A 19,300-nucleotide genomic window follows, 5' to 3' on the forward strand; every position below is an offset into this window, starting at 1 on the left:
GACATGGCCCGCGGTGTCGAAGAGATCAGAAGGAGGCGCGAGATTTCATGGGGCTTAGGCGAGTCGACGTGATTCTGGTGGACGGCTGGCTGGTTCGGCGCAAAGGCGCCGAAGGCGTTGTGGCGGGGTCACTAATCGCTGTGACCGAGGGAAAACCCGCGGATGCCAACGATCGGGCGAGCGAGAGCCGGGAACAATTGTGTTCCGTCAGCACGCACGGGCGAACCATTGACGTGCATGTGGAGGATGTTGGTCAGTGCCGCTCGAAGCCCGTGCTCGATGGATCGAGTCTTGCATCGGCGCCTCGACAGAGGAGCGAAGGCGACAACGGTGTTGCCGTGAACTGATGCCCCAGCCTCAGACTGCACGTCAGGGAGCCCGCACATGTCCCGGCGGAAGGCGTATTCGACAACTCTCAGAGTGTGCAGGACCAGTTCATCGTCCGGGATGTCGGCGAAGGTGACACCGAGAAGGTCAGCGGTGGTGTCGATGCCCGTGGTGTTCGTGCCGTCGAGACTGGTCAGCGGACCGCGGGCTCGCCACGTAGGCATGGGTACAGCGAGACTGCTCATGCTGCGCCTCCAAGCTGCAGAGGACGGACGTTGGGGATCGCGAAGGACGTCGAGACTGCGGTGGCGACCAATGTGGAAACATCTGGGTCGGGGCAGGCCGCGACAAGAGTGGCCGCGGCGAACTCGGCGCCCAGGCCGGCGTCGAGTAGCTTCTGCGCCGCGATCAGATCCGCCATCTGGGGTCTCCAGATCGGCCGGCCTCCGGTGGCGATGGATTCGTCATGCTGGGTGAGCAAGTTCCACCCCACTTTGATCAGGCGGGAGTCGATTCCGGCGGATTCTGCAACGTCGTAGTCGGTTTCAACGGTGACTTCGAAAGGGAAGCGTCGCTTGATTGCGTTGTCGAGTGGTCGGATGCCTCGTCCTTCCTCGTTGTATGTGATGACGAGACTGAATCCTGGAGCGGCGTGGACGGTCGGCAGGTCGGGGCGGTCGTCGATGACGAGTTGGGTGCGGGCATCAGCGACTGAGAGCAAGATGGCGATCGTCTCCGAAGGGGCCCGGTTGATTTCGTCGATGAGTAGAACTTTTCCGCACTTCATCGCGCGCAGCAATGGGCCGTCGCACCAGAGGAATGTGCCATCGGGTTGTGGTTGGTAGTGCCCGATGAGCGAGGACACTGACAGATCTCCGTGCCCTTGCACAGTGATCAGATCCTCTCCGAATGCCACCTCTGGGAGGGTGGTCTTACCTCCACCGGCAACCCCCTTGAGTCGAATATTCATGTAACCCCGCAGCTTTCGGAGTACCAGGTAATCCGGCTGGCCCGCGATGGTGCGTGGGAGGTAGCGGCGGCCGTCGGTGAGGAGAAGGCCGTCTCGGTCGGCTTCGGGGATCTCGATGATGATGCGATCAGCGAGGTCGGCACCGCTGCTGGCCTGCGCTGTACCGCGCAGGACCCGCTTGTCTGAGGTCAGCGCCTGCACCGCGACGTTGTAGGGGTCCGATTGTTCGGCCAACTCGAGCATGAACAGCGGTGGAAAGAAGTCCCTCGGATCCACCGGTGCGTCGCCTGGCACGCGAACAGTGCTGATCTGTGGAAATCGGATCACGCGGTTCGAGTGATCGGAATCTGAAGGGAAGAAGGTGTGGAAAGCGTCCGCGAACACAGTCGCGGCGGATTCCGGTGGCGTGGTGCTTTCTCGGACTACGAGTTGGCCCTCTTGGAAGTCGGACTCAGCCCCGAAGCCAGTGATCGTAGTCGAGGTATTGGTGAACGGGTCGCGGTAGGCGACGGTGGCGGTGACCTGCCCGTCTCCAGCCTGTACCGCCCAGGCCGCGAATGTCGCTTCGATCATGGAACCTTCCCTTTCTCAATTCTGTGTCGGAACTCAGACTCCCGGTACCGCGACATCGGTGCGGCACGACTGGTGTGCCGCGGAAACCTGCGCCAGTTGAGACAGTGACTTCGGAGCGAACGTCATCAGAGAGGTAACACGTCATGAATGCACCCGCCGCCCTGACGATGGACAACGAAGTACAGACCTTCACAGCCGACGCGTGGGGTCAGCTCTCCGTGCGAGTGGGTCGGTTCGTCGACGAGATCGCCGCCCGCCGGGATCTGATGACCGTTGTCGGAATCGCCGCAACCCCAGAACTGGCAGGCGGGCGCCCGGCCGGCGCGTACTCTCACACGACCGCCACCGTCACCATCGACGCAGCGCAAACACTCTCTCCCTCTGATGATCCGAACCAAATCGACCTTCGTGACCGCCGCGATCGCGCACGCTTCCCGGTCCTTACCGGAGTAGCTGTGCACGAAGCGGGCCATGCAGCTCACACCGTTCGGCGGGGGCGGCTATCGAAGGCCGCGGGGGCGTGGGCTGCGCTCCTCGAGGAACCACGAATGGAAGGGCGAGTCGTGGCGCGGCGCCCACAGGATCGGGTATGGCTGAGAAGTTCGGCTTCGCATCTGCTTGGAAGCTGCACAGCCAGTTCCGCATCCTCGGCAGCTCGGCTCCTGATCTTGGTGGGTGGTCGCATCGATGCCGGGGTGTATGACCGCTGCGATCTTCCGGATCTCGCGGAGGTAGCCGGGGAGTTCTTGACCGAGAAGCAAATCGGCATTGTTGTCGAGCAGACGCGTGTAGCGGTTGCTCTCGACGACGGTGACGTCGATGGGTTGGTGCGGTGCGCGGAGTCGATCGCCGCAGCGATTGTCGACGAGTTCGATGACGCGGACGTCGACAGCGAGGGCAGCGATGGCGATGACGGCGCTGGATGCAGCCCTCAACATGGAGCCAGCGAAGGCGCCGGCGACGAGATCGCCGCTTCAGGAAAGAACACCAGCCTCCGTGATGCTCTCGCAGCGATGGCCCGGCGTACCGCGGCGACCGCGCAGGCCGCCGAACACATCACTCCGCCATCGGCGGCTGCCGCCCGGGTAACCACAGCGGCGGAGAACCAGCGCCAGATGATCGCAGCAGCTGGACGCGTCGCCAGCACCGGGCGTCTTGCGCACAGCGTCAGAAGGCCAACCGACGGCGAGCTGGCACAGTCCCTCCGGCTGAACCGAGCGGTCGAGGCTGCACTCGACCGCGGTGAACGCACGCAACACATTCCGCAGGCTGTACCACCAGGACGCATGCGGATCCGTGAGCTGGCCCGCCGTGAGGGTCAGATCGCGGCGGGCATGATTCCGACTGCGACGCCCTGGTCTCGCACGCGCCGGACCGTCGTGGAAGCACCACCGTGGGCGGTCGGTATCGCGGTCGACGTCTCCCAGTCGATGGAACCGGTGCTCGAAATCTCCGCAGTGACTGCGTGGATGGTCAATCGGGCAGCAGTTGATCGAGGTGCGGCGGCCACGGTCGTGTGGAACGCGAAAGCAGCGAACCTGCCGGCCGAGAGTATCGGTGGCGCCGTGTATGTCCCGGAGGCCGGTGGCGTCAGCGACGGGCTTCCGGAGGCTCTGCTGGCCTTGGATTCTCGACTGCAGCTGACCTCGGGTGCCGGCACGAGACTCGTGGTTGTGATCACCGACGCGGATCTTCCGAATCTCGACGAGATCTACCATCAGGCAGAACAATTGGCTTCATCTCAGACCCGGATGCTGTGGCTGATCGCCGGGCAGATCAACGACGGACCGCCGGCGCATCTCATTGATCGTGTTGCCGGACTGCCGGGCGTGACGATAACCGAACTCGACGATCCGGCACGTGTCGCCGACATCGTCGGGGAGGCGCTTGTGGCATTGCTGGAATCTGAGTCATTTGCATGATCTGAAACCACGTCGGCCGGCGAACAGCTTCCAATCATCGGTGGCCGCGAATGTCGACGTAAGCGCTCAGCCTTCTGCAACACAGCACTATTGACCGTGCGCTACCGGACCAGCCGTACGACATCAACTTCCGGTGCGGATCTGTTCGATCATGTCCTGCGTTGCGTCTGCGACGTCGATGTAGGACTGGCCGTACGCACGCGGATCTGCAGCGGAGGGCTTCGCAGGTACGGCCAAGAGTCCGGATTGGATGTGCTCCCCAGTCCGCCGGACAACTTGTGCCGCACCTTCTACCGCGCCGCTCGGCATGTAGACCATCGTCGGATCCTGGGCAAACAACTCCGGGTGCTCGTCGACATCGGGCAGGGTGAATGTGAGAGAGGTAAGCAGTTCGGCGATCTCGCGAGGATCGAGCTCCGAAGCCGCCGGCACCCCGGATTCGAGGAGGACGCGGAGCGAGTCGGCGAGCTTGCTACGTAGCATCCCCATCGCGGCGTACCTGGCATAGATGTTGACCTGGTGCACGTCCGCAGACAGTCGATACTGCGGAAAAGTGGCTGTAGACATGGGAATCCCTCAATTCGGGTAGGAAGTCAGTAGGGGCCGGCCAGGTATGCGGAGTCAGGGGCCTTGTTGTTTTGATTGTTGATCAAGTCGGTCACCCAGCTCGCGCAATCGCGGTAACCGCCTGCATGAGCGGTGGGGGACTGATCGGGTTGATCGGGGACGCGGCATACACCGGCTTCGATGTTGCCGGCCGTTGCCAGCAACACATCTCGCGAGAAAATCAGGGCCGCAGTGGCTGAGTGGACCATCGGGATTTCACCGGTGAGAAAATGTCCGGACTCGCCAGAGGTTCTCATCTCGATCCAGGCGAACAGCTCGAGTGCCTCACTGATCTGTATCGGTTCCACTCCCGGGGCCGACCCGCCGGATTCAAGGACGATTCGCAAGGCCTGCGAGAGTGCGTGCTGCACGAGCCCGCTGTCAGCAGCGCTGATCACACAGTCGATGTCGCTCGCCGAAAAGGAGACCCGCGTCTGTGGAAACGTCTTCATGCCAACGAGTGTGCACTAGGGAGTTCCGGTGGCCGGCTGCATGCGCGCGTGCCCCGCCGGCGAGGGGCACCTCGTATACATGAAGGCACCGACAAGGTCTGTCGGACAAGGGAAGGACAAGTGAGCATGACGTACGACCGCGATACCGGCCCGCCTGCGGCCCGGGTGGACGAATTTACTGACGATCCGCAGTACCTTCCGCGGCGACAGACCACTGTCGCCACGCCAGTTCGGCCGCATCCGGGATACCGCTATCAGGCGCTACCCGCCACCGCCGCCTATGTTCCGGATGGCTCCTACCGGCTTGATCTCGATCGGGAACTCCTCATCCGTGAAGGCGTTGAGGTCGCGCGCATCGATTCGGCCGGCCACCACGACTGGACGACGAATGAGGAGAAGCAGGCATTCGACGTATGGGCGCATGATCTGCAGTGGATTCAGCAAGTCCCAGCGCACACGAGTCTGCCGACGCTGGGAATCGAGCTGCTCCGGCGTGAGGCCCGCGTCCACCGGTGGTGCGAAACTCAGTCCCAAACAATGTTGGTCTATGCGAGCGGGGACGACGTGAGGTGCGGCCGCTGGCGGGTGGAAGATTTTCTGAGAGCTGATCGACCCGACGACCTGGCTTTTCTCATCCGGGTGGATCCGAAGGCCGCCTACTTCTGGCAGGGCGGCCGCCGGCATCTGCTCGTCCCTGGCACGCCGGCGCTACTCGACGAGTATTCAGCAGGCGACGGTCTCGCTGCTGCAATGCCGGTGCCGCACAGTGTCGGAGCCTGGACTTAACTTCGCATCCATGACCACTCCCAAGCTCTCTCACCAAACCGCATGGGGCCGAATGTATGGCCGCTTTGTGGGCGACGAGCCTCAGGTGCCGTCGATTACGACTGTGCAAGGGATGGACGCCGATGATCTTCCCGACCCGTTCTCGAAACTTCCCGAGCTCGGGGTCCGGCCGCAGGGGAGCGCACTGGTGGGTTGGCGGGCCCGACTCGTTCAGGACGCGACCGCCGCATACCTGCGCAATGACGAAGAGACGCTGCGTAATCAGTTTCCCCATGTGATCGCAGCGAGGGAGAGAGCGGCAGCGAGATCGCGGAAGCCGGATGCGATAGCCCGTGCCGTGCGCGGTGCGATCGCTGCGACACCGGATGTCGTTGCAGACCAGGCAGCTCAACGAGGCGACCGCGTCCACAACCTCGCTGAACTACTGGGGGAATGGCAGCTCGGGAACATTGACCGATTCGAGGTTGACCAGGCGAGGGCGGACCTCGACGAGCACGGCGAGGGTGACTACGCGTCGGCGTTGATCGACTGGTGGATGCGGTGGAACGTAAAGGCCATCGCCAACGAGGTGACGGTATGGAATCACAGCATCGGCGTGGCCGGAACACTGGACACGATCTTCCGGATCGAAAACCACCTGTACATCGGTGACTTCAAGACGAAGTCCGATCGGGACGGACAGGCGAAACCGATGCAGCCCAAAGTCGGGACACAGTTGGTGAATGGGTTGCACGCGCAGGAATCTGTGGTCGATGCTGACCGCGGTGTGTGGACAGAATGGAAGTACTCGCGACCGGATGGTCTGGTGGCCATTGCAGTGTCCCCGACGGAAGTGGTTCCGAAGTTGATCAATCCTGAACGATACGAGCAGTTGTGGACGAAGTTCTGCAACAACCGCCGTGCTTGGCAGGACCATCACGACCTCGATATGCGGGACGTGCTCAAGCCCATCCGGCCCCCAGCTTCGGCTGCCCGGTGGCCCAACGACTTGCGCGTCGAGTTGCCACCGGTGGCGGCGTAGTCGGGTGCAGGTGTGTGAGCAAGAGCGGGCTGGCACCTGCGGGCTGATGGCGACGTTGCTCACGGACTTTGTATTGGAAGGTTGAGGAACGCTGTCGGAGATGGCTTCTCGCTGGTTCAGCATGAGCGTGGAGATGGATCGCGCCGAAATCGGTCGGCCACCGGGTCGAATCGTCCCAGCAGACATTGTCGAGGTTCGCCCCCCGTCAGGTCCGCTTCGAACAGATCAGCGCCGATCAGGATCGCACCGCTCAGGCCCGAATGCGCGAGGTTCGCGTGCCGCATGTAGGCGCCAGAAAAGTCCACTCCGGTCAGGTTCGTGCCGTACATGCTTGCGTTGTAAAGGTTGACATCAGAGGCATTCGCGCCGGAGGTGCCTGCTTGTTTCCACAACGGCCGAATCCTGTCGGTCTCGTACATGCAGCGGATGACGTGCAACTTTCGAATTCTTCGAAAGTTGCACCACCTTAATATGTTCCGGCTGGGTTCCCGAACTTTCCTGCGGGGGTTATCCGACGTCGAGGTTGATCCGCCACTTGTTGTCTGTGCGGTAGATCGTTGCAACGAGAACGACCTGCGATCCGGACTGCATGTCCATCGTGCATCTAGCGACATCTCCATCGCTGTAGGAGCGACTCGTCGGGCACGCGATCGTGCCGGTCAGCGCACCTGATGTAGCTGCCGGGCCAAGCTGTTCACGCATCATTGTCTGCAGCTCCGAACCGGACAGTGTCGGAGTACTCGATTGCTGCGTCATGAATCCGGCAAGGATCATCGCTGCCACCAGTACGATCGAGCCTCCGGCCAGCATGGTCTTCCGGTGCAAGCGAGCGCCCTCACTTGGGCCGCGGGAGTCGTTCTCGGCGTATTGCCGAGAACGTACGAATAGGAAATATCCAAGTGCAGCAGTAAGGGCCGGGGCCACGACGAAATTCCCGACTATCGTCCCGCGGTCCGTGAAACCGAGGAGACGATAAATGCCGAACACAGTCGCAGTGGTAAAGAGCAACAGGAACCCGAGGGCCACCAGCTCTATGACCAACCGTCCGCGGGTCCGTTTCGGCGCCTCGGCCAGCCTCGTCGCCGACGTACTTGTGATGCTGTTTGGTGCAGGTTGCTCGGTGTTCCACAGATGCTGAAAATCAGTTGGTCGAGGTGACTTGTTTTGGAGAGGCGGTGGCGACTGCGTTGCCGGAAAACCTACAGATGCGGAGGTGTTCGACGGTGTCGCTGGTGGCGGGGCCCACTGATCGGTCCAGTTCTGACCGTCCCACCAACGAAGAGACGGCGATTGAGGTACTGGATACCATCCAGGCTGCGGACTGGATGGTCCGTGGGAGTTTTCAGGCACCGGTAGATGCTAATTGTTCATTTTACGAAAGCCGTGCCTATTGAGTATGTTGACAAACTCACAGGAAAAGGCGCTAACGGATACCTCAGAAATACGATGACCAGCGGCGCGTAAAAAATTGAATACCGAGTGTCAATATGTGTGGTCAATGTAAGAGAATTCGAGATCCTGGCGGCCGCCGCAACAATCACTATGCCCTGGGTGTTTCGGCCGACGGATGCTGGAACTCTCGAAGTGGGCGGTAGAAGATGGTCCGATGAAGTCACCCTTGTCGCGGTCCCACCCAGACCTCAGCGCGCAATGGCATCCGACAAAGAACGGCAGCCGCACCCCCGACCTGGTGACTCTCGGATCCAGCGTAAAAGTTTGGTGGATGTGCGCTCATCAACACGAATGGGAAGACACCCCTAATCACCGCACGAGCCGCGGGAGTGGTTGCCCCTACTGCGCGGGTCGACGAATCTTGGCTGGGTTCAACGACGTAGCCCACACCCACGCCCACCTTGCTCGTGAATGGCACCCCACCAAAAATGGTGAGCTGACCCCAGACACCCTGACGGCGGGGTCGGAAAAGTCCGTCTGGTGGAGAGATGAGTTGGGTCATGAGTGGCAGGCACGGGTGAACAATCGTGCGAACGGAACAGGCTGTCCGTACTGCTCGAACAATGCGGTTCTGCCCGGCTTCAACGATCTCGCAACCGAAAACCCTGTCGTTGCGGCCCAATGGCATCTCGACCGCAACCACGATCTCCGGCCGACCTCGATAGCGGCGCAATCGAACCGTAAAGTGTGGTGGCAGTGCGGGCTTGGGCACCAATGGCAGTCGACCGTCAACAACCGGACGTCAAACGGCCAAGGTTGCCCCGTCTGTGCCGGCCAAAAAGTGTTGGCGGGCTTCAACGATCTGGGTACCACCGATCCCGCGCTCGCAGCCGAGTGGCACCCGACGCTCAACGCACCCTTGTCCCCGGCGAATGTGTTTCGGAGTACGGCGAAACGATTCTGGTGGAGGGATCTCCTCGGCCATGAGTGGCAGGCCAGCGCAAGTGAGCGATCGGCTGGAAATGGCTGTCCGTTCTGCTCGGGCCAACGCATTCTGGCGGGCTTCAACGACCTCGCAGCGAGAAACCCGATGTTGGCCGCTGAATGGCATCCGCGGCTCAACGGAGCCAGGACACCCGAGATGGTGACGTTGATGAACGGGACGAAGGCGTGGTGGAGGTGCGAGGCTGAACACGAGTGGGAAGCGCGGATCGCGAGCAGAGCATCCGGGGCCGGTTGCCCGGCGTGCGCGGGACAGACCGTCTTGGCAGGGATCAACGATCTGGCCTCCCGAAGCCCGACGGTCGCGGCAAGCTGGCATCCCACTCGTAACGGTAGTGCGACACCTGAGAACACCGCGGTGTTCTCGAATCGAAAAGCCTGGTTCAGATGCGCGCGGGGCCACGAGTGGCTCTCGACAGTGAACAACAGAACCCATGGTCAAGACTGTCCCGAGTGCTCCGAGAAGGGAGGATTCAATCCGGGAAGGCCGGGATACCTGTACTTCCTCAGTCATGCCGTGCTCGGTGCCCACAAGGTCGGGATCACGAGCGTGGGGACCAATCGCCTTGACAAGTTTCAGCTGAGCGGGTGGCAGGTCATCCACCTTGAGCTCTTCTCGCGCGGGTCAGATGCTGCAATTGTTGAGCGGGCAATCAAGCGTTGGTGGCGAAGTGATCTCAACCTTCCTGTGTGGCTGGGTCCGTCCGAGATGGCGCAGACTGGCGGGTGGTCAGAGACCATCTCCGCGGACGAGCTGACGACATTCGAGTGCATTCTGCGAATTCAGCATGAACGGACCCTCCTGCAAGGTAGATGAATTCCTCATCGAAACGCCGCGCCGTCAGAACCGACAAGTGAACGGTGAGTGGCGATCATCCGGCAGCTCTCGCGGCTGACACCTGCTTGCGACGGAGACGACGAGAGACTGTGTAGTCAAACACGTAGAAAGCGCGCACGCCCGGTTCAACGTGCCGCAACACCGGAACCGCCAGGAATATCGTCATCTCATTCAACGGCAGTGCACAGCTGCAGTACGCGAATGCGACTCCGCGAGAGGCGCTACCGACCTGGCCGGCGCCGAAACGCCCCAAGACTGAGAAGAGACGCGCATGAATCCACATCGGAAGTACTTCAAACTCAAAATGGTGGGGTCATACGCGATCGTCATGTTCCTCCTGGGAACCTTCGTCTCGACTGCGCTCACGTCAACCAAGGGCGACGGATCCGCCGCATCGCCGTTGTCGTCGCTGAGTCCGTGGATATGGGGATTGATCTGCGGCACTATCGGGCTGGTTCTGGCGGGTATCGGGCCGGCGATCAGCGCGCTTCGGGGAGCATCAGCTGGCCGCGAAAACGAGCTGTGAGAAGCACCAGCGGCCTGTGCGTTCGAGGCACATCACGCACAGGTGAACATCGACGCAGAACGCAATCGTTGCAAGGGGAAATCGCCGGGGAAGCTCGAATCAGCAAAGTGCCTACTGCAACAACTCCTACCGAATCAGGTCCTCGTGTTAGGAGGCACACTGAGGTCGGAATCGCCGAGAGTTCCGGCCTGCGTTCAGTACGTCGACGCCACATCCAAGTCATGCAACGTCGCCGCCACAACGTCACCGAGCGTGTACTCACCGTCAACGGTGTGGTGATAGGTGCCGTGGCCGTTGTTCTCGGCGATCGGCAGCAGCTCGGACTGGGACAGCTGATCGAGCAGATCACACAGCAGTGCATGAGTTCGGACCGGGATTTGCAGCATCTCCATCGGCGGCTGAGTGACCAGATGGCGAGCGAGTTCCAGCGACAATTCCTGGACCCGCTGACGGGCGTCGAGAGCCGTTCCCCGAAGCGTTGCGAGATCGCCGCCGTAGTCGGCCATCCCCAGGCTGACCAACTCTATGAACTCCTCGACCGAGGCGGCCGCGCGTACCAACTCGATGAGCGTTGCGGCGGTTTGCGCGAGAGTGTGCGCAGAGACCAACACCACCCCAGAAGCTGTACCGTCGCAAGGATTTTCCATCGCCAGGATCGTCGGAGCGAGGCTGTCCGCCCATCGCTCCGCTGCCGCTTCCGTGATTGTTTCGCTGGCCGCATGTTCACTGATACCGGCAGTTTCGGCGACCAACGTGAGCATGTTGGATACGAAGGCCTCGACGACATCGCGCCGAACGACGATGTTGCGGTCTTGCAAGATTTCACACAGCAGAGTCGTTTGTGTGGCGTGCCAGTTCGTCGTATCCATGGGCACGATCATGGACTACGCGTTTCGGGTGTTCCTGCCCATAGATTTCACGAGAACACTTCACTGCCCAAGAAAGGTGCACGATCATGACTGCTACCTCAACCGATACTGATCGACCCTGGGAGTGCTCACGCGAGGCAGCTTTGGCGGTAAGCAGACTCGACGCGGCGACGGCGTGGATGCGCACGGACATGGCCGCGGTCATGCGGTTGTTCGTCGAACAACAAAACGCATACAGCTGGTGGACCACAACGCAGAACATCTCTGAGCCCAACGCCGACATGCTCCGGCAGTGGATCCAGTACTTCTACGGACTGAGCGTCGACGACGTAGGCATCGACGCTGACGACGAGCTCAGCGGCCCGGCGCAACTGATGCGGAAAGTTTTGCGGACCCGCGCACAGTCGTTGCGGTACTCGACCATCTACCTCGTCACACCGGAAGTCGTGGAGTCATTGGCTACGCTCGCTCACACGCGTACCTACCGGCAGGGCTTGTCAGACCTCCGGTGCGTGCCGACGGCAAAGGGGCACATCGTGCTGCCTCGAAGCGTCGAATGCCGTCGCGGCGAGGGGGAGGGCAGTGTGGGAGCGAACCTGACGGAAAGCCTGTCCTATCTACAAGCAACACCGCGTCCTGACCCGATTCGCGCGCTCTCATGGAATCTCGACGACACCGCCGGCAGGCCGGTTGTGCGGATTGCGGACTGGATTGTCACCGGCGACATCGGCGGCGAGGACGGTACTGACATCGACAGGCAGGTAGCGGCCGCCGTCCGTGACAATGTCGGCGAGACTGCAATGCCCGAGATGGTGTGGACCAACGAATGGGCTTGCACATTGCCGAATTCCGGTGTGCTGCCGACTATGATCGCGCGAGGCAGGCTGCAGGACGCTGCTAGGGACGTCGCAGCACCGGGGTTCGTACGGTGGGATCCATCGACCGTTTACGACGACACCGACGGGCAGTTCATGGTGAGGCTCACGCAAGCGGTGTGGGATGCGGTGACTGCCGGACTGCTGACGGCGCACCAGTTGACGGCTCCGCAGTGGTACGGCCAACAGTCCGGGATCGGGAAGGACATCGTTGTGTTGGCCGCGCCGGGATCCGAGTGTCGCTGACGCCGTTGAAGTTCGGTCGAACCCGTTGGGGTGCCGCATCTGTCGAGTGGATTGGAGATCGTGAGGGAGTCATTTTCCCCGAGCGAGAAACGAGGCCACCATGTCAATCACCTTTGCACCCGAGATGAGCGAGATCGTTGGATACCGCCTGACCGATCAGATGGGTGGCCGCAGCGAACGCATCGGTGACTACGATTCTGCGATAGCGGCTTTGGAGGACATGCAGCGCACTGGCGCATTGTTGCCGGGGTGCACTGATCCGGAGGAAGCCCGCATCTGGGGCCCTCAGCTCGAGATCGAGACTGCCGACAGCGGCGAGGAACCGTCTGCGAACTTCTCGAACCACAATGCTGTGCGCCTGCTGGAGTTGTTGGGTTTTGCGTCGGGGAACTTTGGCGACGCGGTCGAATCGAGCGGAGAATGCCCGGCAGAGGACTTTCTAGGCCGGGTCATGGTGGCGCAAGCGATCGCGCCTTCCGACGAGGGCGTGCCGTCGTACGAGATGGCTGGCACTCCTCGGTGGATTGAAGGCGGTCGACGCGCCGGGTACACCGAGTCCGCGCTCGATTCGCTTCGTGAGGTGGCGGAGTGGGCGTTGAAATCGGAGCGCGCTGTCTGCTGGGGCTGATCGTCCGGGAACCTTCTTTCGGGGGTTCCACCTCAGTCTGGGAAACGAGGGCTGTCCGGATTGTCGCGACGTGGGTTGGGCTGAGATAGTCCGGATCGGTGATCGAGTGTGCCGCGCCTGAAACGGGTCTCGCTCATCGTTGGCTGAGTTCGATTCCCATCATCGAGAGGCAGCTGAAATGACGTCGACCCCCTGCTCACCCAACTTCCCGCTCCCAATGCTGGCGGCAGCGATGACGACAGCGTGTGAGGACTGTGGGATGGATATGGTTCGACATTGGAACCTCTCCGGTACGGACTTCGTGTGGCTGGACACCGATGGCCGCAGCGTCGGGGGGACGTCCCCGATTCCAGGGGTGACGACAATCAGCGAGCTGCTCGTCTACCTGCTCAAGCATGACCGAATCGCGCTGTACTCCGATCTTTCAGCACGTTTTCCTTCGGGACTCGGTGTGCTGCCTTGGGAGCACCGACATCGGCCGGCGCCGACGTCGCCCCACATTCCGGCTGCCATGGTCCCCGAGTGCTGCGTAATGCCGATGCAACTGGTGCGGGACGGGTGGCGATGCAGGATCGCTCACACTGTCTTTCAACATGATTCGGCCAGCCTCCCAGTGTCCGCCTGACACCAATGCGTAGCTGCCCCGTCGGCACTGAACACTAGGATTCATCACTACACAGCAGAATGGAGATGTTCTTGATGAGCACGACACCATCGAACGACCCGTCACCGCGTTTCCTCCCGGCCGGCGCGGTGAACGACGCTGTGGTTTCCCCGGCCGAGGTCGAGGATCTTCTCACTGACATCACTGAATACGACCCGGCAGCCAATATGCGACTTGCGGAGCTGGAACAGTTCGACTCGAACTCGATCACACCGGAGCTCGCACGAAAGCGAGACGCACGCCGACAGGCCGGGCTCGATGGCTACTACGACTTGCCTCCGGGCTCCGGTCAGGAAACTGCATTCGTCATGTTGGGGATGGCCGCGATTGCTTTTGTGCTTCTTGGGCTGGCAGTAATCGGAGTGCTCGCCACCACTGAGGATTCGAACATCTATGGGCTGGCGATTCCGTTCGCCATTCCAGCTGGATTCGCGCTGGTGGGGGGTGTGGCTGCTGTACGTGCAGTACGGCAGCCGCTCCGTGTGACACGCGAAGAGCGTGCGCAGCTTCGCAAGGCCCACAGGCGAACAGGATTCGAAGCAGTCGGTAACGGAGAGGACTGCGGGGACGCGCAGAAGATTGCGTACCTTGCGGATCATGTCATTGCTGACATCGGCAAGAGTGCAGCATGGAAATCGAGACTTCTCGACGAGCACCGAATTCGGCTTGACCTAGATCGAGAACTGTACGAAATCGTTAGCAGCGCTGCGATACTCGGCAAGCAAATGCGTGCGAACGCTGTAGACCGGGACATCCTCGGTGGAGATGGACCCGACGCGGAACGTCTTCTGCAGGCGGTCAAGCGCAATGCTGGGTTGATCAGTGAAATGCGAGCGAGTTTGGTGCGCAGAGTCGCCGCACTGCTCGCATACCGTAACGAGCTCGCCCCGTTGGATCGACTGATCAAACAGATGCAGGCACTTGATCAGCTCGAGCAGCAGGAGGCAGGCCTCCAGGAGGCATACACCCAGATCACGCTAAATGAGATGGCTACTTCCGAGACCACGCGAATGTCCGATGAACTCACGGCGCTGCGCGCCAACCTAACCGCGCAGATCGAGTACTTGCGCACGAATGTCATCAACAATCCGTTACTCAGCACAGGACTCAGCCTGACCGACGGGCTCTGACTCCGTCATGACCGCACCCCTCGAACACCTGAAATGCAGTGTGTGTGGGAGGAATGGAGCTGTCTCGAAGAGATCAAAATTTTTCGGTGATGGGAACTGCTCAGGTTGCACCCCTCGACGGTGGCAGGGAGGCCGATGCGGCCTGTTGAGGCGGAAGGCGATCTGTCCACATTCGATAGCGGGCTGGGCGCATTGTCGTGTCCGGGCGAGTCAGACACTGGCGGAGTAGGCCGCGCGTGCGGCCTCTATCACGGCACGGGCAGGTCCGCTGGCATGAGCAACATTGAGCGGTGGTGACCACTGCTCAATCACGGTGGCTTCGACCGCGGCCGGTGAGGGGTGCTGGCACCAGGTCAATCGTAGATGGGTGTGCATCCAGGCAGTCAGTCGAATCTCGTCCTCGTCGACGAGGACGACGCGATCAGTGCGTCGGGTCCGGTAGTGCTCGGTATCGAGGAGCAACCCGGCGAGGGTGCGGCGGAGGGTGGATGATCCGCTGCGGCGCAGATGATTACTGATAATCCGCCGGCGCAGGTTCGTGGCGAGACCGATGTAGAGCAGCCGTATCCCGGCGTTGGTCGGGTGTGTGGGCCCCGGGAACTGAGAGAACACCTCCGGCGCCGCCCACCACGCGTAAAGGCCCGGTGCCGCGGGCACCATGGATAGGTCCTCGAGCGCGCGACTAGAGCTACTGAGCGCGGTGATGGTATCGGCTGCATCGTGCGGCGCCGTGGGATGCGGGGTTGGCATAGCGAGCAGTCTGCCTCGCCACGCAGACACTCAGCGCGACAAACAGGAACTGTCGCCGATGAGGGCAGGGTCGTGTGGAGCGAGCTGTCAGCCTCGTCGGCACGGTGCATGCAAAGTGATGAAGGCATCGCGCACCGGGCGGACGCTGTCCGTGAACTGGACCCGAAGCGCGAGAGCGGTGGTGGGTGCGCGTCAGTGCGGTGACCGGGTAGAGAGCTACGGGGTCTCGGTGGGCCAGCGCGTGTTGGAAATCGGATCCGTTGGGTGTGTGTCCTGTCCGGGCTCTCGGTTCGAGCGGAGAATGAGGTCGGCGTGCCGCACCCGCAGTCGTCCCTGGTGACCATTGGCGTATCGGATTTCGCAGACAGAATCGAGGGACACAATGGGTGAAGGACAAAGTCGTTGCTTCCGTGGAGCATTCGTCGTCGCTGATCGAAGTGACGACGATGGTGGGTTGGATGCAACAGTGGCGGCAACGATTGCTTCGCTGGCGTCATGTGGTGCGGAGACACGGGGTGAGTTCTCTGACGTCAGTCCTGATGCGCGGCTCGCTGGCATGTTGGCTGGATTGTTCCGTACGAGCGCCCTGGCAGAGCAGTGCGAGCACTTTCGGGTAGACGGCACGGTGTCGACGTTGCACATCCGGTTCGGCGGTGGAGGTGCGCTGCGCGATGCTGGTCATCCCTGGGACGCCGTAGCGGCCGAAACGGCGCTCTCTGTTGTCGCGGAGTTGGGGGTGACCGGCGAGGTGGAGTACGCCAACTTCGATTCGAGCGAGCCGCTGTTCGTCCGGTGGGTTCTGGACGGCGGCTTGGTTGGCCGAGAGTCTGGACGTGTTGTGTACGCCGCCTGAGAGGCAGATACCGCTGGCGACTTACGAGAGGTTTCTCGTAAGTCGCCAGGGTCATTTGTGGTCGTGGCTGTCCGGCCGCGCTGTGGGGAAGTTGTCTGTGGACCTGTCAGGCTCTTGGGTCTGCTGCACGGATAGGTGACATCTGATCTGTGGTGCCGAGAGGTGCCGCTGGAAGGATGTGCACCATGCCGAAGCCCTATCCCCGAGAGTTCCGTGAGGACGTTGTTCGGGTTGCCCGCAGTCGCGAGCCCGGAATGCTGTTGAAGCAGATCGCCGCCGACTTCGGGATCAGTGAATCCTGCCTGACGGGTTGGCTGAAAGTGGCCGATATCGAGGACGGAATCAAATCAGGAACTACCGGTGAGGACGTGGTCGAGAACCGGGAACTGCGCAAGCGAATCCGGTTGCTCGAGCAGGAGAACGAAGTCTTGCGCCGTGCTGCCGCCTATCTTTCCCAGGCGAACCTGCCGGGAAAATGATGTACCCGCTCGTTCGTGAGCTGGCCGAGGACGGCATTCCCGTCACGGTGACGTGCCGGGTACTCGAGATCGCTCGCCAGCCCTACTACCGGTGGCTGGCTGACCCGGTGACCGATGCCGACCTCGCGGAGGCCTACCGGGCGAACGCTCTGTTCAGGGCCCATAAGGACGACCCGGAGTTCGGCTACCGGTTCCTGTTCTACGAGGCTCGCGACGCCGGCCAGGTGATGGCCGAGCGCACAGCGTGGCGGATCTGCTCGAACAACGGCTGGTGGAGTGTGTTCGGCAAGAAACGCGGAAAAGCCAAGCGCCCGGGGCCTGCGGTCCACGACGACCACGTCCAACGCAACTTCACCGCCGATGCTGCGAATCAGCTGTGGCTGGGCGACATCACAGAGCATTGGACGAGCGAAGGCAAGCTCTACCTGTGCGCGTTCAAAGACGTATTCTCCAACCGGATCGTTGGCTACTCCATCAGCGATCGGATGAAGTCCCGGCTCGCGGTCGATGCGCTCGACAACGCCGTCGCCCGCCGAGATTTCGTCGCAGGCTGCGTGGTCCACACCGACAGTGAGACTGTTCGTGCCGGTGTTTTCGGATTTCCTGACCGTTACCGCATGGAGACGAGAGAATGCTGGTGCCGGGAGTTCCCAGTGTTCCTGACCCTCACTCCGATCGACGATCGTGTGTCTTTCCTTGGATTTGTCGGTTCCTGGGAACCCCCGGTGAGGCGCTACGCCTCACCGTCGGGGTGACCTGAGGAGAGCCTGCACCACCAGGTGCTCATCACTGTCTTGTCCGCCGGTTCGGTCGATGCGCGGCGCCGCCTTGCTCATCGGTCAACGGAGAGGAAAGCGACATGACAAGGATGCCTGACAAAGCCGATCTCGATCAAGACCGGCGAGTGTTCGCCGGAGTCGATACCCACAAAGAACTGCACGTCGCCGCGGTGATCGATACCGACGACAACGTCCTCGGAACTCGCAGTTTTCCGACCACCCGAAACGGGTATCGAACCATGCTGACCTGGATCGGCGAGTACGGCAATCTGATCCGGATCGGTATTGAGGGCACTGGCTCCTACGGAGCTGGGCTGACCCGCCACCTCGCGAAAGCCGGCGTGACGGTACTCGAGGTGGACCGCCCCGATCGCTCGGACCGTCGCCGTAAGGGCAAAGACGACGACCTCGACGCCATCAACGCGGCCCGCGCAGCCAAGACCAACCGGCGCACCACCACCCCGAAATCGAAAGACGGTGCCGTCGAGTCACTTCGGGTGTTGAGGGTGACCCGAGCCCATTCGGTACGAGAGCGGCGCAGTGCGCTGCAACTGCTGCGGATGACGATCATCTCCGCTCCCGACGAGCTGCGCGCTCAGGTCCGCGATCTGACGCGGATGCAACTGATCCGCCTCCTCGCCGCCTGGCGACCGGATGTCGCGAACGCTACTGATCCCGTGACCGCCTACCGGGTGTCGATGAAGTCCCTGGCTCGCCGCTATCTCGAATTAACCGACGAGATCGCCGATCTCGACGAACTGATCAACCCAATCGTGAAAGCCCTCGCACCTCAACTACTCGAGCGCGTCGGAATCGGTATCGAAGTCGCCGGACAAATGCTTGTCACCGCCGGCGATAATTCCGATCGAATGAAATCCGAAGCCGCGTTCGCGATGCTATGCGGTGTTGCACCGCTACCCGCATCTTCTGGCATGACCCAACGCCACCGCCTCAATCGCGGCGGTGACCGCCAAGCCAACCGAGCCTTGCATCTGGCCGTCATCGGCCGCATTCGACTCGACCCGAAAACCCAGGCCTACGTAGAGAAGAAAACCAGCGAAGGCCACTCGAAACTGGAAACTATCCGGTGCCTGAAGCGCTACCTGGCTCGCGAGGTCTACTACCTCCTCAACCCTGGACCGCAGACAATCACCCCGAACACCCGACACCATCGAAAAGCAGCTTGACTCTCAGGAGAGCATCAGAGGATCGCAATTTCAATCAAAAAAATTCGTCCGTGCTCTGAGCCGCCATCACATGGTCGGCTCGATGGGCCGCGTCGCTGCGGCCGGCGACAATGCCGCCATGGAGAGCTTCTTCTCTCTACTGCAAAAGAACGTCCTGGACCGCCGCCCCTGGCGCACCCGTGACGATCTCAGGATCGCGATCGTCACCTGGATCGAAAGGACCTACCACCGCCGACGCCGCCAAGTCGGGCTCGGCCGATTGACCCCCATAGAATACGAGACCATCATGACCACACCAGCCACTCAGGCTGCGTGACTCAACCTGTCACCTGATCGTGCAGCAGACCCATTTGCTGCCGCCGGCACCAGCGAACCGGCCCCCACACCTGATCTGTGAGGGCCGGTTCGCTGGTGTGGGATTCGGG

General features: G+C 61.6%; 20 protein-coding genes and 2 pseudogenes. 13 read left to right on the plus strand and 9 right to left on the minus strand.

Annotated features, from left to right (window positions below):
* Positions 1-131 precede the first annotated feature (131 nt).
* On the minus strand, positions 132-572 hold the full coding sequence (locus BH682_RS30180) for a hypothetical protein (protein ID WP_047269150.1): 441 nt from the start codon (positions 570-572) through the stop codon (positions 132-134).
* Positions 569-1,870, minus strand: coding sequence for an AAA family ATPase (locus BH682_RS30185; RefSeq protein WP_047269149.1), 1,302 nt, complete (start codon positions 1,868-1,870; stop codon positions 569-571). The genes BH682_RS30180 and BH682_RS30185 overlap by 4 nt, the downstream gene beginning before the upstream one ends.
* Before the next feature lie 143 nt (positions 1,871-2,013).
* Between BH682_RS30185 and BH682_RS30190 the strand changes: the two genes are divergently transcribed.
* A complete protein-coding gene (locus BH682_RS30190) occupies positions 2,014-3,792 on the plus strand; it encodes a hypothetical protein (RefSeq protein WP_075835665.1) in 1,779 nt (592 codons plus the stop codon).
* 123 nt (positions 3,793-3,915) lie between these two features.
* Here BH682_RS30190 and BH682_RS30195 read toward each other — a convergent pair whose 3' ends face one another.
* Together BH682_RS30195 and BH682_RS30200 are read right to left on the minus strand one after the other, a co-directional pair.
* Positions 3,916-4,359: a hypothetical protein gene (locus tag BH682_RS30195; protein WP_058228438.1), complete on the minus strand. Its 444-nt coding sequence runs from the start codon at positions 4,357-4,359 to the stop codon at positions 3,916-3,918.
* 26 nt (positions 4,360-4,385) lie between these two features.
* A complete protein-coding gene (locus BH682_RS30200; protein WP_075835667.1) occupies positions 4,386-4,850 on the minus strand; it encodes a hypothetical protein in 465 nt (154 codons plus the stop codon).
* A 126-nt stretch (positions 4,851-4,976) separates the two neighbouring features.
* On the opposite strand from BH682_RS30200, the gene BH682_RS30205 reads away from it, so the two are divergent.
* Together BH682_RS30205 and BH682_RS30210 are read left to right on the plus strand one after the other, a co-directional pair.
* A complete protein-coding gene (locus BH682_RS30205; RefSeq protein ID WP_047269145.1) occupies positions 4,977-5,636 on the plus strand; it encodes a hypothetical protein in 660 nt (219 codons plus the stop codon).
* A gap of 10 nt (positions 5,637-5,646) precedes the next feature.
* The gene (locus BH682_RS30210; protein ID WP_143542517.1) at positions 5,647-6,657 is read left to right on the plus strand and encodes a cytochrome; all 1,011 of its coding nucleotides are present in this window, start codon (positions 5,647-5,649) and stop codon (positions 6,655-6,657) included.
* Positions 6,658-6,773: 116 nt separating this feature from the next.
* Here BH682_RS30210 and BH682_RS36470 read toward each other — a convergent pair whose 3' ends face one another.
* The 3 genes and pseudogenes from BH682_RS36470 to BH682_RS36825 all read right to left on the minus strand — a co-directional run.
* Entirely contained in the window at positions 6,774-7,076 is a 303-nt protein-coding gene (locus BH682_RS36470; protein ID WP_075835671.1) for a pentapeptide repeat-containing protein, read from the minus strand.
* A gap of 88 nt (positions 7,077-7,164) precedes the next feature.
* Positions 7,165-7,581 (minus strand): hypothetical protein, encoded by a 417-nt coding sequence (locus BH682_RS36820; RefSeq protein WP_223304386.1) that lies wholly within the window; start codon positions 7,579-7,581, stop codon positions 7,165-7,167.
* 306 nt (positions 7,582-7,887) lie between these two features.
* A pseudogene (locus BH682_RS36825) lies at positions 7,888-8,007 on the minus strand (DUF2510 domain-containing protein); the annotation flags it as partial.
* Positions 8,008-8,263: 256 nt separating this feature from the next.
* Here BH682_RS36825 and BH682_RS37370 point away from each other — a divergent pair.
* Both BH682_RS37370 and BH682_RS30235 read left to right on the plus strand, forming a co-directional pair.
* On the plus strand, positions 8,264-9,868 hold the full coding sequence (locus BH682_RS37370) for a zinc-ribbon domain-containing protein (protein WP_167349921.1): 1,605 nt from the start codon (positions 8,264-8,266) through the stop codon (positions 9,866-9,868).
* Between the two features lie 292 nt (positions 9,869-10,160).
* A complete protein-coding gene (locus BH682_RS30235; RefSeq protein WP_058228433.1) occupies positions 10,161-10,415 on the plus strand; it encodes a hypothetical protein in 255 nt (84 codons plus the stop codon).
* 194 nt (positions 10,416-10,609) lie between these two features.
* Here BH682_RS30235 and BH682_RS30240 read toward each other — a convergent pair whose 3' ends face one another.
* Positions 10,610-11,284: a hypothetical protein gene (locus tag BH682_RS30240; protein ID WP_125053072.1), complete on the minus strand. Its 675-nt coding sequence runs from the start codon at positions 11,282-11,284 to the stop codon at positions 10,610-10,612.
* A gap of 86 nt (positions 11,285-11,370) precedes the next feature.
* Here BH682_RS30240 and BH682_RS30245 point away from each other — a divergent pair, with 86 nt between their 5' ends.
* From BH682_RS30245 to BH682_RS30260, 3 genes are all read left to right on the plus strand, one after another.
* Complete coding sequence (locus BH682_RS30245; protein WP_143542518.1) at positions 11,371-12,405, plus strand: hypothetical protein; 1,035 nt, start codon at positions 11,371-11,373, stop codon at positions 12,403-12,405.
* 100 nt (positions 12,406-12,505) lie between these two features.
* The gene (locus tag BH682_RS30250) at positions 12,506-13,033 is read left to right on the plus strand and encodes a hypothetical protein (protein ID WP_075835679.1); all 528 of its coding nucleotides are present in this window, start codon (positions 12,506-12,508) and stop codon (positions 13,031-13,033) included.
* A 699-nt stretch (positions 13,034-13,732) separates the two neighbouring features.
* A complete protein-coding gene (locus BH682_RS30260) occupies positions 13,733-14,827 on the plus strand; it encodes a hypothetical protein (protein ID WP_143542519.1) in 1,095 nt (364 codons plus the stop codon).
* A gap of 210 nt (positions 14,828-15,037) precedes the next feature.
* On the opposite strand, the gene BH682_RS30265 is transcribed toward BH682_RS30260, so the two are convergent.
* On the minus strand, positions 15,038-15,577 hold the full coding sequence (locus BH682_RS30265; protein ID WP_064112277.1) for a GIY-YIG nuclease family protein: 540 nt from the start codon (positions 15,575-15,577) through the stop codon (positions 15,038-15,040).
* A 382-nt stretch (positions 15,578-15,959) separates the two neighbouring features.
* On the opposite strand from BH682_RS30265, the gene BH682_RS30270 reads away from it, so the two are divergent.
* From BH682_RS30270 to BH682_RS30290, 5 genes and pseudogenes are all read left to right on the plus strand, one after another.
* Positions 15,960-16,430: a hypothetical protein gene (locus tag BH682_RS30270; RefSeq protein ID WP_064112278.1), complete on the plus strand. Its 471-nt coding sequence runs from the start codon at positions 15,960-15,962 to the stop codon at positions 16,428-16,430.
* A 185-nt stretch (positions 16,431-16,615) separates the two neighbouring features.
* On the plus strand, positions 16,616-16,909 hold the full coding sequence (locus tag BH682_RS30275) for a transposase (RefSeq protein ID WP_003945099.1): 294 nt from the start codon (positions 16,616-16,618) through the stop codon (positions 16,907-16,909).
* Positions 16,906-17,664, plus strand: a complete 759-nt coding sequence (locus BH682_RS30280) for a DDE-type integrase/transposase/recombinase (RefSeq protein WP_083954765.1) — start codon at positions 16,906-16,908, stop codon at positions 17,662-17,664. Before BH682_RS30275 ends, BH682_RS30280 begins: the two co-directional genes overlap by 4 nt.
* 104 nt (positions 17,665-17,768) lie before the next feature.
* Complete coding sequence (locus tag BH682_RS30285; RefSeq protein WP_003945393.1) at positions 17,769-18,875, plus strand: IS110 family transposase; 1,107 nt, start codon at positions 17,769-17,771, stop codon at positions 18,873-18,875.
* Between the two features lie 10 nt (positions 18,876-18,885).
* Positions 18,886-19,191, plus strand: a pseudogene (locus BH682_RS30290) (integrase core domain-containing protein); the annotation flags it as partial.
* Positions 19,192-19,300 lie beyond the last annotated feature (109 nt).

Source organism: Rhodococcus sp. YL-1, assembly GCF_001942025.1.
GTDB lineage: Bacteria > Actinomycetota > Actinomycetes > Mycobacteriales > Mycobacteriaceae > Rhodococcus_F > Rhodococcus_F qingshengii.

Excerpts from the sequence above, each read along its gene's own strand:
- BH682_RS30210 (WP_143542517.1), top strand. The coding sequence starts at position 5,647 with ATGACCACTCCCAAGCTCTCTCACCAAACCGCATGGGGCCGAATGTAT.
- BH682_RS37370 (WP_167349921.1), top strand. The coding sequence starts at position 8,264 with ATGAAGTCACCCTTGTCGCGGTCCCACCCAGACCTCAGCGCGCAATGG.
- BH682_RS30285 (WP_003945393.1), top strand. The coding sequence starts at position 17,769 with ATGACAAGGATGCCTGACAAAGCCGATCTCGATCAAGACCGGCGAGTG.
- BH682_RS30195 (WP_058228438.1), bottom strand. The coding sequence starts at position 4,359 with ATGTCTACAGCCACTTTTCCGCAGTATCGACTGTCTGCGGACGTGCAC.
- BH682_RS30245 (WP_143542518.1), top strand. The coding sequence starts at position 11,371 with ATGACTGCTACCTCAACCGATACTGATCGACCCTGGGAGTGCTCACGC.
- BH682_RS30185 (WP_047269149.1), bottom strand. The coding sequence starts at position 1,870 with ATGATCGAAGCGACATTCGCGGCCTGGGCGGTACAGGCTGGAGACGGG.
- BH682_RS30240 (WP_125053072.1), bottom strand. The coding sequence starts at position 11,284 with ATGGATACGACGAACTGGCACGCCACACAAACGACTCTGCTGTGTGAA.
- BH682_RS30280 (WP_083954765.1), top strand. The coding sequence starts at position 16,906 with ATGATGTACCCGCTCGTTCGTGAGCTGGCCGAGGACGGCATTCCCGTC.
- BH682_RS30180 (WP_047269150.1), bottom strand. The coding sequence starts at position 572 with ATGAGCAGTCTCGCTGTACCCATGCCTACGTGGCGAGCCCGCGGTCCG.
- BH682_RS36470 (WP_075835671.1), bottom strand. The coding sequence starts at position 7,076 with ATGTACGAGACCGACAGGATTCGGCCGTTGTGGAAACAAGCAGGCACC.
- BH682_RS30205 (WP_047269145.1), top strand. The coding sequence starts at position 4,977 with ATGACGTACGACCGCGATACCGGCCCGCCTGCGGCCCGGGTGGACGAA.
- BH682_RS30235 (WP_058228433.1), top strand. The coding sequence starts at position 10,161 with ATGAATCCACATCGGAAGTACTTCAAACTCAAAATGGTGGGGTCATAC.
- BH682_RS30200 (WP_075835667.1), bottom strand. The coding sequence starts at position 4,850 with ATGAAGACGTTTCCACAGACGCGGGTCTCCTTTTCGGCGAGCGACATC.
- BH682_RS30270 (WP_064112278.1), top strand. The coding sequence starts at position 15,960 with ATGGGTGAAGGACAAAGTCGTTGCTTCCGTGGAGCATTCGTCGTCGCT.
- BH682_RS30190 (WP_075835665.1), top strand. The coding sequence starts at position 2,014 with ATGAATGCACCCGCCGCCCTGACGATGGACAACGAAGTACAGACCTTC.
- BH682_RS30260 (WP_143542519.1), top strand. The coding sequence starts at position 13,733 with ATGAGCACGACACCATCGAACGACCCGTCACCGCGTTTCCTCCCGGCC.
- BH682_RS30250 (WP_075835679.1), top strand. The coding sequence starts at position 12,506 with ATGTCAATCACCTTTGCACCCGAGATGAGCGAGATCGTTGGATACCGC.
- BH682_RS30265 (WP_064112277.1), bottom strand. The coding sequence starts at position 15,577 with ATGCCAACCCCGCATCCCACGGCGCCGCACGATGCAGCCGATACCATC.
- BH682_RS30275 (WP_003945099.1), top strand. The coding sequence starts at position 16,616 with ATGCCGAAGCCCTATCCCCGAGAGTTCCGTGAGGACGTTGTTCGGGTT.